At 33.8% G+C, this 19,621-nt stretch carries 9 protein-coding genes; 4 read left to right on the top strand and 5 right to left on the bottom strand.

Annotated features, from left to right (window positions below; translation table 11 throughout):
- Positions 1–2,076 (bottom strand): dockerin type I domain-containing protein (locus tag RBH29_RS13590; RefSeq protein WP_306697467.1); only part of this gene is annotated, 2,076 nt, incomplete at its 3' end.
- Between the two features lie 707 nt (positions 2,077–2,783).
- Here RBH29_RS13590 and RBH29_RS13595 point away from each other — a divergent pair.
- The 3 genes from RBH29_RS13595 to RBH29_RS13605 all read left to right on the top strand — a co-directional run bounded on the left by RBH29_RS13595 (position 2,784) and on the right by RBH29_RS13605 (position 8,888).
- Entirely contained in the window at positions 2,784–5,033 is a 2,250-nt protein-coding gene (locus RBH29_RS13595) for a putative bifunctional diguanylate cyclase/phosphodiesterase (protein ID WP_306697468.1), read from the top strand.
- A 1-nt stretch (position 5,034) separates the two neighbouring features.
- Positions 5,035–6,366 carry an ABC transporter substrate-binding protein gene (locus tag RBH29_RS13600; RefSeq protein WP_306697469.1) on the top strand — a complete coding sequence of 444 codons (1,332 nt, stop codon included), beginning with the start codon at positions 5,035–5,037 and terminating at the stop codon, positions 6,364–6,366.
- Between the two features lie 779 nt (positions 6,367–7,145).
- Positions 7,146–8,888, top strand: coding sequence for a cellulase family glycosylhydrolase (locus RBH29_RS13605; protein WP_306697470.1), 1,743 nt, complete (start codon positions 7,146–7,148; stop codon positions 8,886–8,888).
- A 56-nt stretch (positions 8,889–8,944) separates the two neighbouring features.
- Here the strand turns inward: RBH29_RS13605 and RBH29_RS13610 are convergent, their stop codons facing one another.
- Together RBH29_RS13610 and RBH29_RS13615 are read right to left on the bottom strand one after the other, a co-directional pair.
- Positions 8,945–10,159, bottom strand: coding sequence for an aldo/keto reductase (locus tag RBH29_RS13610; protein ID WP_306697471.1), 1,215 nt, complete (start codon positions 10,157–10,159; stop codon positions 8,945–8,947).
- 84 nt (positions 10,160–10,243) lie between these two features.
- Positions 10,244–14,011 (bottom strand): phosphoribosylformylglycinamidine synthase, encoded by a 3,768-nt coding sequence (locus RBH29_RS13615; RefSeq protein WP_306697472.1) that lies wholly within the window; start codon positions 14,009–14,011, stop codon positions 10,244–10,246.
- Between the two features lie 157 nt (positions 14,012–14,168).
- Between RBH29_RS13615 and RBH29_RS13620 the strand changes: the two genes are divergently transcribed.
- A complete protein-coding gene (locus tag RBH29_RS13620) occupies positions 14,169–15,089 on the top strand; it encodes a LysR family transcriptional regulator (RefSeq protein WP_306697473.1) in 921 nt (306 codons plus the stop codon).
- 74 nt (positions 15,090–15,163) lie between these two features.
- On the opposite strand, the gene htpG is transcribed toward RBH29_RS13620, so the two are convergent.
- Together htpG and RBH29_RS13630 are read right to left on the bottom strand one after the other, a co-directional pair.
- Positions 15,164–17,107: a molecular chaperone HtpG gene (gene htpG / locus RBH29_RS13625; protein ID WP_306697474.1), complete on the bottom strand. Its 1,944-nt coding sequence runs from the start codon at positions 17,105–17,107 to the stop codon at positions 15,164–15,166.
- Between the two features lie 205 nt (positions 17,108–17,312).
- Positions 17,313–19,547, bottom strand: a complete 2,235-nt coding sequence (locus tag RBH29_RS13630) for a glycoside hydrolase family 9 protein (RefSeq protein ID WP_306697475.1) — start codon at positions 19,545–19,547, stop codon at positions 17,313–17,315.
- Between the last annotated feature and the right edge of the window lie 74 nt (positions 19,548–19,621).

Raw genomic sequence — 19,621 nt, forward strand, 5'->3', positions numbered from 1 at the left:
GGAATCCACTATGCTAGATTCAAACCCAAAAGTCCAGCCTCTTCCCATAGGTCCAATACGGTTGTCTGTTGAATTGTATGTTCTACTAAATACCAGTTCGAACCCAGGAGATAATGCTGTCATATCAGTATATGTGCGTGAAAAGTTACCCGATGCACCTGTTCCAGTTTCTCCATATGTGTAATTAAGCCTAAGGTCGGCATATGAAGGAAGATACATATGTATAGAATATGTTTGTTTTGTCTGTCCATCAGGAGCTGTAACTTCAACTGTGGCAGTACCAGGCATTGAATCAGCCTGTGTTATTTCAACTGTTGCATCAGGGTGATATGTACGTACATCAATCTCAGGTGCAGATCCAAAAGGTATTATCATAGGGAATTGATGCATATCTTCTGTAAATCTTTCAACAACCTCATTGTTTGCAAGAAGTTCGCTTATTCCTGTGTCGTCTATATCACGTACTTTGACAGGAGATATAGAACACCATTCAATTTCATCCCTTGGAAATCCAATATAGCAACTCCAAGCTGAACCCTCCTCTTTTAAAGCTACAATAGTCGAAGATGCTACTGATATATGTTCGAAAACAAAATCCTCTAAAATCTTTTTTGGTGGTGCAAATTCAATAGTTGTTGACTCAAAGTACTCGTTACCACAAAACCAAAGACTGTCATCATTCTTTAATACTATTGAATAGCCATTTCCTGCAAAAACAGACTTAGCACCTTCAAATCCTGGTATTTCTGAAGGTCTTGATTTTGATAAAAACGGATCAACTCCCATCTCACCATTATTATTACTACCCCATCCCCAAACAGTACCATCGCTTTCTAATGCTAATGTATGCCCAGAATATACGCTTATATCTACAATATTATCTAATTTATCAATTTGAACTGGTTGATTAGTTACTTCTCTTGACATCCCCCATGCTCCAATACCAAGATACCTTTCTTGCCCCCAGCCCCACACAGTACCGTCATTTTTTAAAATAATAATATGTTCACTTCCAGCTTGTATTTTTTTAACATCTGAAATAGTTGCAACCTTAGCAGGGTACAATATTTCATTACTCACTCCCCCCCAATACCAAACATCATTATTTTTATCAATTGCAGCCGAAACTTCTTTACCACTTGCAATAAGCTTTATATCTTTTAACTCTTCAATTTTTTTTGGTATCTCGTCTCCTGAGTGCATAAAAGTCGTATTATTCCATGTCCATAAAGTTCCATCATCTCTTAAAGCCATACTATGAGAATGTCCAACCGAAATATATGTTATATTTTCTAACTCACTCATTTTGACAGGAACTTCAATACGTTCCCATTTGGTTTCTGAAGGTATATATTGCATTCCCCATATCCATACTGTACCATCCTCTTTTAATCCTAATGAGTGCCTCCTCCCCGCTTCAACTTGTATAAAACCTGCTGGAGATGAAACTCCTGATAAAGTAGTCGCCTCTATATATTCACTTACATCTGACTCATTTCCTGCCTCATCAAATGCAGTCACAATGAACATATACTTTTGATCTGACAACAATTCTGTCACAGTGGCTGTTGTGTCAGTAGTAGTTTTCATCTTTGTATTGCCAAAATATATATTGTATCCGGCCACTCCCACATTGTCGGTTGAAGGATCCCACTTAAGTGTTACTGTTGTACTTGTGGTTCCTGTCACTTCTACATTTTGTGGAATGGTAGGTGGTTCTGTATCAATCGGACCAGGTGTTGGAGAAGCGTCCTCAACTGGGAAATGATCTATTATATCAAGAAGTTTCCTACTCAAAAGTGTATAATCAATACTATCAATTTCACCATCACCATTAAGGTCTGCTGCTTTCATACCATGTGGTGAAGGAAAATCTGATATAATTTCTAACATATATCGTGTAAGTAATGCCGCATCTGTACTGTCAACATTTCCATCACCATTTAAATCACCATAAATAAATTCTCCATCATCAGTATTTGCCCTTGTCTCAATAGGACTTAAACCCATTAAAATTGTAAATACCATGGATAAAGATAGACATGCAAATAAAAAAACTCTCACATTTCTTTTCATTGTTACTCCCCCTCGAATATTTTTGTGCTGGAAAATAGAAGCACTTTTTTAACATTTTATTATATTTTTTAATTAAATGCAACATAAATTTAGTTTGTTGAATATTTTTTACTTTTACTAAATAATCACAATTTTCATGTACACAATTAATGATTATATAAATTCCATACTTTTTACAAAAATCAAAAATAATCCTTTAAAGAAGGATTTTAAGATATTTCGTCGAATTTATATACAATACAAAAGAATTAAGTTACAATATTAAAAAAAACGTTTTCAAATCCCCTTATTCTAGTTGATTTGCCCTAACTTTAATGCAAAGCTTTTGGAGGGAATGTCTGTTTATGCTAATTAAAAATAACCTTAACGGGTTAACACATAAATTATTTATTTATATTGCACTTTTAGCACTATCTCTGTTTTTTTTAATAAAACCCATTACTTTTTTTGGTGGATTCACCCTCTCACTGGCTACCATCACAATGCTAATTACCATTTGCATGTATGGACTAAAGCTGTCTGTTCTAGCCTCTGTAATTGTTTACGGCCTAGGGACATATATCGGTGCAATAAATTTTGAACCAGCTATTATCCATTTTGCTGCAATTATTTTTATCTCTTTGAGGATGATAAAAAAACCTAAGGAATTAATTCATAACACAATGCTATTTTGGCTTCTAATAGGAGGTCCAGTTTTATATTTACTATTGAAAGCATCAAGTCCTCCAATAGAGCACTTTGTTGTCTTTAATGTTCTAAAAGAAATTACCACCGCCTTACTCAGCTGCCTCCTAGTAGACATACTATTTTCATACGATCCAATTAAAATAAAAGAAAATCGAATTAAAGATACATCAATGGGTTTTCGTTTCAGTAATATTATGCTTCATTCAACCCTAGCAGCTATTAGCATTCCCTATTTTATATATGTGGGCATAATGGGAGTTAGTAATATAAAAGATATTGTAAATTTGGCTGACAACAAATTTGCCACTCAACTTCAAACAATAGAAAATCATCTAAACAATCAAACAGACAACGAAATTTTCACCTTAAAACAACAGGGTACTCTTCAAACCTCAATTTTAAATCAAAAATTGCAGTCAATAACTTCTGACGCTAATACGGAAATTGTAATTACAGACCATAACAATATTCCACTTGGAGCTAATATTACAATTTCTAAAGAGCAACCTTTTATCTGGTCTTCAGGTGGAAGCACTATTTCTGAGTCTGAAAATATATTTTATTGGATTCCTGATGGAAATTTTAACAGTACACTGGAAAAATGGAACTACGCATACATAATTCGCGAAAAAAACTTTCCCAGCTTAAATCTAAATGCAGTTATAATGACACCTTTTTCTCCATTTCTGATAAACTTGTTACAGTCAATTGTCTCACTGCTTTGGATGTATCTATTTTTTTGCTCCGCAACACTGTTTTTAACTTTACTTTATAATCGAATATTTTTTAAGCCCCTTTCAAACCTAGCTAAAACCACAACAGGTATTCCTTTACGTCTGTCTAAAGGAATACAAATTGAGTGGTACAAAAGCAACATTTTTGAAATTGAAGCGTTATCAGATAATTTTAAAGCAGTTACATGTAATTTAGAAAATACGTTTAAACGTACACACCACCTTGCATACTACGACCTGTTAACCGGTCTTCCAAATCGTCTATCCATGCAGGAAGCTTTAACTGAGATTTTTTCAAATGGTTTATCTAACAAGCCCTTTGCCTTATTCTTTTTTGACTTAGATCGTTTTAAACAGGTAAACGATTCTCTCGGTCATGCTGTTGGTGATAGTTTACTTAAAGAAATTGCTACTAGATTAAAAACAATAGAATCAGAAAATATTCGTATCTTTCGTGTAAGTGGTGATGAATTTGTTGCAATAGCAGAAGAAACTAATCAAGAAACTGCTGAAAATATAGCACAACATATTTTGGAATTAATTCGACAACCAGTTTACATTGAACAACACGAACTTCATATCACATCAAGCATTGGAATTGCTCTGTCTCCTCAGCACAGTGATAATCCCCAAACACTTATGAAACTTGCAGATACTTCTATGTATATTGCAAAAGAAGACGGTCGCAACACTTATTCTCTATATAATAAATCTCTTCAAAGTAGACTGGCAGAACAGCTATGGCTTGAAAACAATTTACGCAAAGCTTTAGATTCAAACCAACTTAGTTTACATTATCAGCCAATTGTTGACGGTGTTACATCAGAAATAAAAGGAGTGGAAGCACTTATACGCTGGAAGCATCCTGAAAAAGGTTTTATTTCACCTGCTAAATTTATACCAATAGCAGAGCAATCAGACCTTATCATACCTGTCGGTCAGTGGGTTTTAAGAGAAGCATGTCTGCAAAATAAGAAATGGCAAGATGAAGGATTTAAGAAGGTTCGTATTGCTGTAAACCTTTCAGCAAGACAATTCTATAATGAGCGTATAATTGAAGAAATTCAACTTATTTTAGAGGAAACAAAATTAGAATCCCAGTACTTAGAGCTTGAAATTACAGAAGGCTTTATGATTAAAAATCCTGAATATGTAAATTCCGTTTTGAATAAGTTAAAATCAATGGGAGTGTCAATCTCCATAGACGATTTTGGCACTGGATATTCTTCTCTTAGCCAGCTAAAAAATTTTCCTGTAGATGTAGTTAAAATTGACAAGTCATTTGTCAAAAATATAGGAATTGATAAACATAACAGTTCCATTGTAAAATCAATTATTGAACTGGCTCATGGCATGAACTTAAAAGTGGTCGCCGAAGGTATCGAAACGGAATTTGAAAAAAACTTTTTGATACAGCACTTTTGTGACGAAATGCAAGGATATTATTTTGCACATCCAATGGATGCAGAAAGCTTTATTCAAGTGTCCAAAAAATTATTGAAAAATTCAAAAATCATTGAAAGGTTGGAGTATTAAAATGCGTAAATACTTTTGTCTATTATTGACTATTTTTATTATTTTGTCAACATCGTGCAGTAAATACCAAGACAATTCTTCCACTTCTCCTGCTAGACCAGGACAGGGAGTGGATACACCTGATCAAAGCGATTCTTTAGAGGATGAGCAAACAATTGAAAGCGAAAATCTTATTATCTGGTCTTTTTATGATGTGGAACCAGAATTAAAATCTATGATTGATGACGCACTTCCAAATACTACAGTTGATTATGAAATTATTCCATTTTTTAAAATGAGCGAAAAATATACATCTGCTTTTAACGACGGAGATTTACCTGATGTATTTATATTTAGTTCTGCCTCAATGTCAAACTTTAACTCTACCAACGCATTTGTCGACCTTTCAGCTTCCCCCTATAATGCAAAATCAATGCTTTCTGATTATCCCAAACATCTAAAACCTGTTTTTAACTCCTTCGACAATCAAAAACTTTTAGCTCTACCTGTAAAACAAATTCCTGGTGTCACTTTTTATAGGCATGACATAATTGAAGAAGCTGGATTTCCTGCAGAACCTGAAGAACTAGCTGTCTATATGGAGGATATAGACAATTGGCTTCGTATGGCTAAAACTTTTAAGGAAAGTGGACGGCATATAGTACTAAACAGTTATGATTTTCTTCTTTATGCCGATTTGAGTTGTAATTTATTTGACGAAAACTTTAATTTTATGAGAAATTCAGATATCTTTATTGATATGATGGAATTAGGAAAAACTATAGACAAGCACGAACTGGCATCAAATGATAATTTAATAGAGGCAAATGATAATAATTCCTTTCAGACTGGAAAAACTATAATGTTTCAATCTAGCATGTTAGATGTTAATTCACTTAAAGAAGCAACAAACGGCATGTTAGATGGAAAATGGCGTATGACACGTCTGCCATTTGGATTATTTGGCTGGGCCGGAAGTGCTATCGCTACTATTCCTGCACAATCACAAAACAAAGAAGCTGCTTGGAAAGCTATTGAAATACTTTCAAACAATCATATAGAACAACTGTCTTATATTATGAACTCAAATAATGTTACAAATGTATATAGTGACCCTTTATTTGGTGATCAAGATATTGATAAATTATACAAAACACTCATTGACAAAATGCCAGAATATCAACTTACACCTTTAGACGAGAAAGCAAGAATCATATGGTGGGAAGAATGGTTTGATGCATACTCTAACCCCTCAACCCCTTCAGCTACAATAGTTAATAATCTGCATCAAAGGGTTATAGAGGAATTAGATAATGACATTGAAATTGTAAAAAAGTCGGCTCCGCCGATTTAAAGCTAGGGTAATCCTTTAAAGTACAGCCTTTCGGTAGACTTTTTTGATGCCAGAAAGCAATGCACTTTCTTAGCCATTAAAAAAGTCGGCTCCGCCGATTTAAAGCTAGGGTAATCCTTTAAAGTACAGCCTTTCGGTAGACTTTTTTGATGCCAGAAAGCAATGCACTTTCTTAGCCATTAAAAAATACTCAGTAAAATTACAAAGTGGTGAACTCGTTTAACTAAAGCTAAACATTGAGTCTTCAGCTGAAGACTCAACTCTACCTTAGGTGGACTCTTAGAATAAGATAAACTGTATTATCTACAGAAGATAGTCACATTTATACCTGTTGACAATATTATTATGCTAGTTGTAAAATAATAATATAGGATTATTAAATATTTTGTAATGTTACAATTTAAAAATAACATTACAAAATATCAATTTTCACTTTAAATAATATTATAAATATAGTATAGTATTAATTATACTGTACATGTAAAATTAATTTTAACCTGTTATGTTCTTTAAGAAGGAGGGATAATTCTAACCGTACATTTTGATTTTTTACAGGGGAGGTGTAAAGCTGGGAAATTAACACCATGTAATCATATGTTGGAGTAATTTAGACATTAAACATTATTCTTTGTTGATTTGTAATATTTAAAATTTCTGTTAATTCATAGTTCATATGATAAATTTCTATTTTCTCATTCTTATTATGCTCCAAAAACACCACATTTTAGTCTTTATATTTATGACAAGTTTATTATTTTTTTAGAAAAGAGGGATGGTAAATGAAAAAAAGAATTTCTTTATGTTGTGCAGTATTACTATTGACAAGCCTAATTACAGGCATGGTTGTCGTTAATGCTTCCACAACTATGGGTGACTACACATGGAAGGCTCCAGATGACTACCATACAGGTACTGTATCTGTAACAGGATCTGATGGTTCTGTAATCGTCGAATATAGTAATATTGGCGATCAAGATGATGCTGCTGGGCTCACAACAGCAGGTTCAATAGATGAAGATTGGTCAGATTATGAAGCTGTTAACTTTACAATCGAAAATGATTCCAGTGATTCAGTTATGCTTGGAGTGGGAATAAATACAGGTTCTGAGTGGGAATGGCATGAATCTGAAACAATAAACCTTCCTGCTGGAAGAACAAGAGAAGTCTCACTAAGTCTTCAAGAACCACTTTGGAAAACCGAAGCAAGTGACTGGAGTAACATAGCAAACATTGACGATCTTGACAGCGTTATGGGAGTTGACTTTAAATTTATGTGCTTCGATTCTTCCAGACCAAGTGGGTCTATAATAATTTCAGATTTTTCACTTGGAGATTCAGCTTCAGGTGGCAGCGGAGAACACAATCCAGCCCCTCCACCAATTGAACCAACTGGACAATTTCAAGTGGTAGGAAGCAATCTTTATGACGCAAACGGTAATAACTTTATAATGAAAGGTATTAACTATCCTCATACTTGGTTTAAAAATAACTATGCAGAATCCATACCTGCAATTGCAGAGTCAGGTGCTAATGCTGTAAGGATAGTTCTTTCAAATGGAACTAAAGACGATTGGCAAAGAGACGATGCCTCATCTGTAGAAATGCTAATTGACTTATGCGAACAACACAATATGATTCCAGTTTTAGAGGTACATGACCCTCTTGGTGTTGACGAAATCGGTCCTCTAATGGATGCAGTTGATTATTGGATATCTATAAAAGATGTTCTTATTGGAAAAGAAGACACTGTAATTATCAATATCACCAATGAATGGTTCGGTTCTTGGGATGGTGCTGGTTGGGCCGATGGATATATACAGGCAATACAAGCACTAAGAGATGCTGGATTCACTCATACATTTATGGTAGATGCAGCTGGTTGGGGTCAATACCCAGCATCAATTCACGACTATGGTGTTGATGTTTTTAATGCAGACCCTCTTGAAAACACAATGTTTTCGATACATATGTACGAATATGCAGGTGGAAATGCTGCCCAAATAAAAAACAATATTGACAGAGTTATAAATGAAGGGCTTGCTGTTTGTATTGGCGAATTCGGACATAGACACTTTGATGGTGACGTAGATGAAGATTATATCTTAAGTTATACAAGAGAACTTGGCGTAGGCTGGCTTGCATGGTCATGGAAAGGTAACAGCGGTGGTGTTGAGTACCTTGATTTATCAAATGATTGGGCAGGTACAGACCTTACAGATTGGGGAGAGACAATTATAAATGGTCCTAATGGTTTAAAGGATTCTGCCGAAATTTGTACTGTATTTACTGGCGAAACTCCTGATCCTCCTCCTGTTGATGACATAATGTATGGCGACATAAACGGTGATGGAGTAATAGACACTACAGACTACACACTAATGAGTAGATACATACTAGAACTAACTGATTCTCTACCTAATATGGAAGCTGCCGACCTAAATGGAGATGGAAGGATAGACTCTACCGATGCAACATTATTACAAAGATATATTTTAGAAATCATAACTGATTTTCCAAGATAGTAATTTAGTAAACTCATTTAACTTTAATGAACTCGTTTAGCTAAAGCTAAATGAGTTCATTTTTTCTTACCATCAAATAATCTTTTTATCTTTAACGAAAACCTCCCCATAAAAAGAAGTAATTTACTCCACCAAGGTTCCATCTCTTTAGTTACATTTTTAAGTTCTTTTATTATTTCTATATGCTGTGGACACACTTTTTCACATTTACCACAGTGAATACAATTTGAAGCAAGAAAATTCCTTCCCCCTAGCACATCTCCACCAAAAAATAAATACTTAAAAATAGCACTTTTTTTGTTGAAAAAAAATCTGGCATTGTAATAGTTAAAGGCAAAGGGAATGTTTACACCAACAGGACATGGAAGACAATAGGCACATCCTGTACATGGAACTTTCATAAGCCTTGTATACTCATCTTTAACCTCTTTATAGATATCAAGTTCTTCTTTTGTAAGGGAACCAACTTTAATTTTGTCTGCCAACTTTACATTTTCAATAATATGGCTTTCATCATTTAATCCTGACAATGTAACTGCTACTTCCTCTTGATTCCAAAGCCACCTAAAAGCCCAATCCACATAAGATCTCTCAACAGGAAACTTATCCCATATTTTTTTTATTGAAGGAGGCATCTGACCTGCAATACTCCCTCCTTTTAAAGAACCCATAATTGCAACACCAATATCTTTTGAATATGCATATTTAAGTCCTTCAATGCCTGCCTGAGTGTATTCATCGATGTAGTTATATTGTATCTGACAAAAGTCCCAATTATAGTCGTTTATAATTTCCTTAAAATCATCTTTTCCTCCATGGTATGAAAAACCAATAAACTTAATTACACCTTTTTCTTTCATTTCTTCTAAAAAACTCACCAAGCCGTCTCTCTTTGCTTTCTCCCAGCTATTCGTGTCCTGAATGGAATGAAGTAAATAAAAATCAATATAGTCTGTTTTTAGCCTTTTTAGCTGTGCTTTTAATACTTTTTCCATACTTTTTTTAGAATTCACCATATACGAAGGAATTTTTGTAGCAATATAAACCTTATTCCTCAGATTATTTCTTTGAATTATTTCTCCTAAAGCCGCTTCACTGCCTGGATATATATATGCAGTATCAAAATAATTAACCCCATTTTCTACAGCAGTTAAAATTTGGTTTTCTGTCTTTTCCAAATCAATTCTTTTATTTTTTTTAGGAAACCTCATGCATCCATATCCCAATACAGATACATTAATATTTGTCTTTCCAAATCTTCGATACTGCATATTAATCCTCCTATACTGAATTTACCATTTCAAAAAGTCTTATAATCGTCTTTTAAGAAAATTCCCTAATAAACATCTATAACATTACTTAAAGTACTTAACTCCAGCTTCAAATATTTTTTGGTCTTTTTCTCCTGGAACATTTTTTATAACATTTGTACCTATTCTTTCTGAATGCCCCATCTTACCTAATATCCTGCCATCTGGACTTGTTATTCCCTCAACAGCCTCAAAAGATCCATTAGGATTAAATCTTATATCATTAGTTGCATTATCATCAAAATCTACATATTGAGTTGCAATCTGTCCATTTTTCTCCATCATATCAAAAACTTCATTATTTGCAACAAATCTACCTTCACCATGGGAAACTGGAATTGAGTGTACATCCCCTACATTAACATTGTTAAACCATGGTGATAAATTAGAAGTAACCCTTGTTCTTACCATGCACGAAACATGTCTTCCTATAGTATTAAATGTTAAAGTAGGACTATCTTCTGAAAGATCTCTTATTTCACCATAAGGTACAAGACCTAGCTTAATTAAAGCTTGAAAACCATTACAAATCCCCAGCATTAATCCATCCCTGTTCTTTATTAGATTCATCACTGCATCCTTAATTTTTGGATTTCTAAAAGCTGTAGCTATAAACTTGCCTGATCCATCTGGCTCATCGCCGCCACTAAATCCTCCAGGTAACATTATTATTTGTGATTTTTGAATAGCTTTTGCCATCTCACCTATTGACTCATCAACCTCTTTAGAAGATAGGTTCTTCATTACAAAAACTTCAACTTCTCCACCTGCTCTTTCAAAAGCTTTTGCAGTGTCATACTCACAATTTGTACCTGGAAATACAGGCATGAATATTCTTGGCTTTGCAACAGATACTTTAGGCTTTATATTATTTTTAGTAGAATATTCATATTGTTTTGGTTTCTTCTCTTCTAAAAATGTTTTTACAGGAAAAATCATTTCTAAAGGTTCTTCCCAACTATTACAGAGTCTATCTAGCAAAATATTATTTCCTTTAATATCAATAGATTTTTTCTCCTGAGTTGTACCTAAAACTTCAAACTCAACGCCATTTAGCAATTGCTCTACACTTTCATTTTCATCAAATTCAAGTATTATTGATCCATGTAGAGGCTCAAAGAGTTTATTTTCATCAATATCATCTTTAAATTTAAATCCAATCATATTACCAAAACACATTTTGCTAACTGCTTCTGAAATACCACCTTTACGCACACTGTGAGAAGAAAGAACCTTACCTTTTTTAATTACTTCATTTACTTTTTCATACTTTTTATATAAACCTTCAAAATCAGGTAGTCCCTTCTCATCAATATCCACAGTTAGTAAAACTGCTTTGCTTTTAGTCTTTTTAAATTCTGTGGATACTGTATTATTAACATCTGTCACATTCACCGCAAAAGAAACCAATGTAGGTGGAACATCCATGTCTTTAAATGTTCCTGACATACTATCCTTACCTCCTATTGCAGCAATTCCAAACTTCATTTGTGCATAATATGCTCCAAGCAATGCACTAAAAGGCTTACCCCATTTTTCTGGGTCAGTACCTAGTTTTTCAAAATACTCTTGAAATGTTAACCTTGTACTTTTGTAATCTCCTCCCATTGCAACTACTTTTGCAACAGATTCTAATACAGCATAAACCGCCCCATGAAAAGGACTCCATCTTGAAATAAGAGGGTTATACCCATATGTCATAATACTTCCTGTTTTTGTATCTCCTCTTTCTACAGGTATTTTTGCTATCATACCTTCTAGAGGACTCATCTGATATTTGCCTCCAAATGGCATAAACACAGTATTTGCTCCAATGGTGCTGTCAAACATCTCCACTAAGCCTTTTTTACTACATACATTTAAATTCTGTAAATTTTCAAACCAAGCTTCTTCTAGATTCTCAATTTTATTAGAAGGCTTTTTAAAATAATTTTCTTCTTTTAATGGAGAATTTACTTTAATATTGGCATTTTGTTTGGCTCCATTTGTATCTAAAAAGTCTCTGCTTATATTTACAATATCAGAATTTCTCCATGTCATAACAAGTCTTGGTTCTTTTGTTACTTTCGCAACTGGAGTAGCTTCAAGATTTTCAATCCTTGCAGCATTTATAAAAGTCTCTACATCTTCCTTTGAAATAACAACGGCCATTCTTTCCTGTGATTCAGATATAGAGATTTCTGTACCATCAAGCCCTTCATATTTCTTTGGCACCACATCTAAATTTATATTTAAACCATCTGCCAGTTCACCTATTGCTACTGAAACTCCTCCTGCGCCAAAGTCATTACATCTTTTAATCATTGTACTTACTAAAGGCTTTCTGAAAAGACGCTGTATCTTTCTCTCTGTAGGAGGATTACCTTTTTGCACTTCAGCTCCGCATGTAAGAAGGGATTCTTCTGTATGCTCTTTAGAAGAACCTGTTGCTCCTCCACACCCATCACGTCCTGTTCTTCCTCCTAACAAGACAATTATATCTCCTGGATTAGGTTTTTCTCTAACTACATTTTTCCTTGGCGTGGCACCTATAACTGCACCTATTTCCATCCTTTTTGCAACATAACCTTCATCATATATTTCTTCCACCTGCCCTGTTGACAGACCAATCTGGTTTCCATAAGAACTGTAGCCATGAGCAGCTCCTGTTGTTATTTTTCTTTGAGGAAGCTTTCCTGATATAGTATCTTCAACGCTGGTTCTTGGATCACCGCTGCCAGTAACACGCATAGCCTGATAAACATATGATCTTCCTGACAAAGGATCTCTTATGGCTCCGCCAAGACAAGTTGCCGCTCCACCAAAAGGTTCTATCTCTGTTGGATGATTATGTGTCTCATTTTTAAACATAACCAGCCACTCTTCTTCCCTGCCATCAACATCAACTTTTACCTGTATGCTACAAGCATTTATTTCATCTGATTCGTCTAAATCATCAAGCTTTCCTCTCTTTTTTAATTCTTTCATGGAAATAGTGGCTATATCCATCAAACAAATATCTTTTTCTCTATCCCCATATACAAAATCTCTCGACTCTAAATAACTATTATAGGCTTCCTTTATTGGCTCGGTATAATATCCATCTTCAATCTCTACACTTTTGATATTAGTCAAAAAAGTGGTATGACGACAGTGATCTGACCAATAGGTATCTATAACCCTTATCTCTGTCATGGTAGGATCTCTTTTTTCAGTATCCTTAAAGTAGTTTCTACAAAACTCTAAATCTTCAAGTGACATGGCAAATCCCATTTCACTGCGAAATTCTTTAAGCTCTGAAGAATCCATATTTATAAAGCCATCTAAAACTTTAACATCTTCTGGCACATTTACTTCAACTTCCAACGTGTCTGGTTTTTCCATAGAAGCCTCTTGAGACTCTACAGGGTTTATCAAATACTCTTTGGCTTTTTCATATTCTTTATCACAAATCTCTCCACTTAGAACAACAATCTTTGCTACCTTTACCTTAGGCTTTTCACCATGAGTAAGTATCTGTATACATTGAGAAGCTGAATCTGCCCTTTGATCATATTGACCAGGTAAATACTCTATACAAATCAATCTATCACTATCATCTATATCTATAGTTTCATCAGAAATCCTGTCTACAGGGGGTTCAGAAAATATAGTCTTTTTTGATGCTTCAAACTCATCCTCTGATAAACCTTCCACATCATATCTATTAATCACTCTCACAGATTTAAGATTACTTATACCAAGGTTATCTTTTAAATCAGCAAATAAACTCTGCCCTTCCACATCAAAACCTTTTTTCTTTTCAACAAAAACTCTTCTTACATTTTTAATCATAAAACACCTCTTTCTAACGAGACAGGGGGACGGTTCTCTTGTCTCAAAATTTTTATTAACTTATAGTTTGTCCCTATACTTTCTATAAAATATATTATAATATTATAACATGAATAAGTAAAATTAATAAATTTAATACTACAAATTAGAGGTGCTTATGGATATTAATTTTGAATTATATAAAGTTTTTTATTATACTGCTAAAAACCAAAGCTTTTCTATTGCCGCAAAAAAACTCCATATATCTCAGTCAGCTGTAAGTCAATCAATAAAGAGCTTAGAAGACAAATTAGGCAATCAACTTTTTTTTAGAAAAATAAGAGAAATAAAACTCACTCCTGAAGGAGAGGTTCTATTTAAACATATAGAACAGGCGTATAATTTTATTAAATCAGCTGAAAATAAAATACTACAGTTTCAAACTTTAGAAAGAGGAGAAATACGAATAGGAGTAAGTGATACAATATGTAAATACTACCTTATACCCTATATACAAAAATTTATATCAAAATACCCTAAAGTCAAAATACATGTTGTTAACAGAACATCTTTGCAAATCCAGCAAATACTTAAGGACGGCTCAATTGACTTTGGAATAGTAACATTACCAGTGGATGATAAATCATTAAATATTAAAAATTTTGTCACCTTACAAGATATCTTTGTAGCCTCTTATAAATTTTCTCATTTAAAAGGTAAAAAAATATTTCTTAAAGAACTAGTCAATTATCCTCTTTTGATGCTTGATAAAAGTACTTCTACAAGAAAAAACACAGATTACTTTTTCACAAAAAATGATTTAGATATAACTCCAGAAATTGAATTAGAAAGCATAGATCTTTTGTTAGAGTTTTCTAAGATTGGTCTTGGGATAGCTTTGGTTCTCAGGGAAAGTGCTTTAGACTTAATCAAAAATGATAATTTATTTGAAGTTAAATTAAATGAAAGCATTACTCCAAGAAAAATAGGTATAATAACAATGAAAAATGTCCCTCTTTCAAGAGCATCTCTTGAATTTATAGCTAATCTAAACATCCAAGCCCCAGGTGGAAACTCAACTCAATCTGAAGATTTATAAAAGTAACCCCACCTTATAGAATGTAAAATTTTAAAATAAGCCTCCACCTTTTAAGTAGAGGCTTAAAAATAATTTTACCCTTCCTGTTCAGATGTAAGTCTTGACAAAATCTCATTGCTTCTTTCAATAAAGCCTGTCATAGCTTCAGGCTCAAGCTGCTTATGACTCATCATAGCAAGATCATATATGTGTTGACAAATAAGCTTTGTATCCTCTTTTTTATCTTCTTTTTCCTTCATACTCAAAATGGATTTAATTAAATCATTATTACTGTTTAATATTAAAGTTTCCTCTGATGGATACATGCCGCCTAAATTCATTCCACCAAACATTTTGCTCATTTCCTGCATTCTTCTTGATTCTTCTGATAAAAGTACCATCCCTGGAACTGAGGATGTCTTTAAAGATTCAACTTTAATTTTTAACTTATCATTTTCCAAACTATCTTTAAACAGCTTTTCAAGAGTTTCTCCCATTTCCTTCATCTTTTCCTGATCAGTTTCGTCTCCCTTCATACTTTCACTGATATCAGAATCAATTCTCTGGAACTTAATATCTTTTTCATTCATTTCAATATGCTGCATAAAGTGATTATCTATCATTGATGTCATTATTACAGCGTCCATATCATGTTCTTTAAACATTTTTATATATTGAGACTGCTGTTTTTCATCAGATACATAAAATACCTTGCTTTCATTTTTATCTTTATTACGCTCAAGATAATCTTTTAAAGTAATGTACTCACCATTAATTGTTTTATATATAATTATATCTTTAACCCTGTCAAAAAATTTCTTTTCCTTTATACATCCAAATTTAACAAAAGGATTTATATCGTCCCAATATTTATTATATGTTTCTCTTTCCTTCTTAAACATTGAAGTAAGCTTGTCCGCAACCTTTTTAGTTATGTGACTTGAAATTTTATTAACATATCCATCATTTTGAAGAAAGCTTCTTGACACATTAAGCGGTAAATCAGGACAGTCCAATGCACCTTTTAAAAGCATCAAAAATTCTGGAATTACTTCCTTAATATTATCTGCAACAAATACCTGATTGTAAAATAGTTTAATCTGACCTTCCATAGTATCAAATTCATGCTTTAATCTTGGAAAATACAAAATACCCTTTAGATTAAAAGGATAGTCCATATTTAGGTGTATCCAAAAAAGAGGCTCCTCAAAGTCAAAAAAGACTTTTTTATAAAATTCTTTATATTCCTCATCAGTACAATCTTTTGGATTTTTTAACCAAAGTGGTTGTGTATCATTTAGTGGTTTTGGCTCACTGTCCTCTTCTTTTTTATCTTCTTCGTTTTTGCCTTCTTCAGTTTTGCCTTCTTCAGCTTTATCTTCTTGCTTTTTGTCTTCTTTTTTCTCATTTGCATCTTCAAGATATATTTCAAATTGAAGAAAAGAAAAATACTTTTGAAGAATTTCTCTCACCTTATTAACCTCAAGAAACTCTGTGCTGTCTTCTGCAATAAATAAGGTTACTGTTGTACCTATTTCGTCTCTATCTGACTTTTCCATCTTATATTCAGTTCCACCTGAACTTATCCACCTAACAGGTTCTGCATCTTTTTGATATGACAATGTGTCTATTTGAACTTTTTCAGAAACCATAAATGCAGAATAAAACCCTAATCCAAAGTGTCCAATAATCTGAGCCTCATCAGTCTTGTCCTTGTATTTTTCAACAAAATCCTTAGCTCCCGAAAAGGCCATTTGATTAATATATTTTTTTACTTCCTCGCCAGTCATCCCTATGCCATTATCAACTATCTTAAGAGTTTTCTTCTCCTTGTCAACAATCACTTTTATAACAAATTTTTTATCACTATCAATTTCCGCTTCACCAATAGTTGATAATTTTTTAAGTTTACTTATTGCATCACTTGAATTAGAAATAAGCTCACGAAGAAAAATATCCTTCTCAGAATATAACCATTTTTTTATTATTGGAAAAATATTTTCCGCATTAATGGATATATTTCCTTTTTCATTACTCATAATACCCCTCCTATATTAATAATCTCCATTATAATATTACATTCTAAATCAAAATTTTTCAAGAACTTTTTAGCACTCATCTATAAAGAGTGCTAATAAAGATAGCCTTAATGCTTACACTAAAGTACATAGCACCATAAAAAAACTTTATCTTATATAAGATAAAGTTTTTTTATGAAAATTATATTTTAAAAATTAATATAATCTATCTTTCAACCATTTCTCCTACAGGATAATTCACTGGGATTTCTAAAATATATCTTGTTAACAACATATAGTCACTTGAATCCGCAACTCCATCACCATTAATATCAGCTGCAGCAATAAATTCATCTTCTAACTCAGAGTCTGAAAAACTTAAAATCTCAAGTATGTATCTACTTAATAAAGTAGAATCAGTAGAGTCAATTAGTCCATCACCATTTAAATCTCCAAGCATTACTAAATCAGCTGGTGGTTCCGGCGTTGGGGTTGGAGTTGGAGTTGGAGTTGGAGTTGGAGTTGGAGTTGGAGTTGATGAGCCACCTGGCTCCATACCATATATTTTAACACCATCGTCATACATAGGTATGTACTCTGTGCTTACACCATCCATTCCAGAACCTTCAAGACCGGTAAATGAAAAATCATTACTGTCATCCCAGTTACTTTCTCCATAAGGTGCTTCTATAATAAAGTATACATCTCTTTTGTAATCATTTATTCCTCCAGGGAATAAATTTGTACCTGTCAAATCGATATTGACATAGTATATGTTATTGTCTTCGTCCCATGGTATCAATCCTGATACCTGTGCATCGGATGTAGAAGTAGACACATTAATATCATCCACTGTCAGCCCTGCATCAATTGTCTCAGAAATATCTACAAAATATCTTGCAGATAATTTATCACTAGCTCTTGGAGGCCAAGCAGTTTTGTTCATTAATGTAACTCTTAAATTAATAAAACCACTACCTGAAGCCACAATAGCAGCTTCAACTTCATATTCCTGCCCCACTTCTTCAATAGCTTTAAAATCTGGAATAGGATCTCCACCATATTCTTCATACATTTTAGCAAGAACACCTACAAAACCTGCATTATAATCATTTGCAACTTCATTACTTTGAAAATCATCAATACGGTCAGTATATGAATCATCACTTCCTGGCCCTCCAACAAGAGCACCATAAAGGATATGCCTGTGATATTCAGGATAATCCATATCTGCTATATATGAACTATGAGCAGATCTATGGTGAGGACGTTGAGGATAATTTTCACCAAATCCTACCACAAAACTTCTTCCCGTACTTCCTAATGCATAGTCAACAGTAGACTTTGCAAAATCATGATATATCTCTGCCTTAGATGGATCACATCCAGACCAATCTGAATAAACGCTTGCTAAGAAGGCTGTAGTAGTAGCATATCTTAAAGAGCCCCATCCATCAAGCCAAGCAAGACCTTCAGGAGTATATGTTATACGCTCAGACCCAAGCCCTGTAGTCCACCAGTCTAAGTGTCTTTCGATAGTTTCTATATAAAATGGATCATTTGTTTCTCTAGCCAAAAGAAGCATGGCACCAAAAAGCTTGTCGTCCCAGCAATGAGCCCAACTAAATTTCATTGTATCAGAACCAAGCTCTCTTTCCCAGTATGGTTCATAGGATTCAGCCTTATCTAGATAGTAGGAATCATCAGTGGCAAGATACAACCACATAGCAGCCCATGTAAGTTCATCATAAAATCCACTGTGAGATGAATAGTAACCATCAGCTGCAGTATACCCCTCATCGCTTCTTGTAGTATCGGCAAAATTAAAAAGATCTTCTGCATGACTTAAACAAGTATCGGCGTAACTAGAATCAGTATCTCTAAAAATAATTGACGCAGATGCTAAAGCTGCAGCAGTTTCCGCAACAACGGCAGAACCTGGATTATCAAGATCTAATTTGTATGATGGCCTTTCCATCTGCATTACTTCAACTGGTCCCCACCATGAATGATCCAGCTTAGGATCACCAACCTGATAATAGTATTCATTTGGACTAGGATGACACTTTATGAAATAATCTGTTGCCCACTTTATATTGTCTAATATGTAAGGAAGTTGTCCACTTTCCTCATATGCCTCTCTAGATTCATACACACTCCAAGAAAGCATTGTTGCAGTATAGGCCATAGGAAAATTAAATTTCAAATGATCTCCTGCATCATGCCAGCCTCCAGTAAGATCTAGGCCAACATCTGCTCCGTCATTAAGACCCGAATCTCCTCTCCAGTTGTTCCTTTTGTCTTCTGGAAGCTCTCCAGAACGTTGAAACTCATAGAACAAAATAGACTTTTGCAAAGCTTCCCCATAGTTAAAATCTCCTGATGCACTAACTCCACTTTGAAACACCAGTAGTGATGATAACATTGAAGCTACCAATGCAAATACCAGAAATTTTTTCACATTTCATCTCCCCTTTATACATTAATAATTTATTTTAAGTATCCCTTAGTTACAGGAACTTAAAAGTCTACTTT

The organism is Herbivorax alkaliphila (assembly GCF_030848475.1).
GTDB lineage: Bacteria > Bacillota > Clostridia > Acetivibrionales > Acetivibrionaceae > Herbivorax.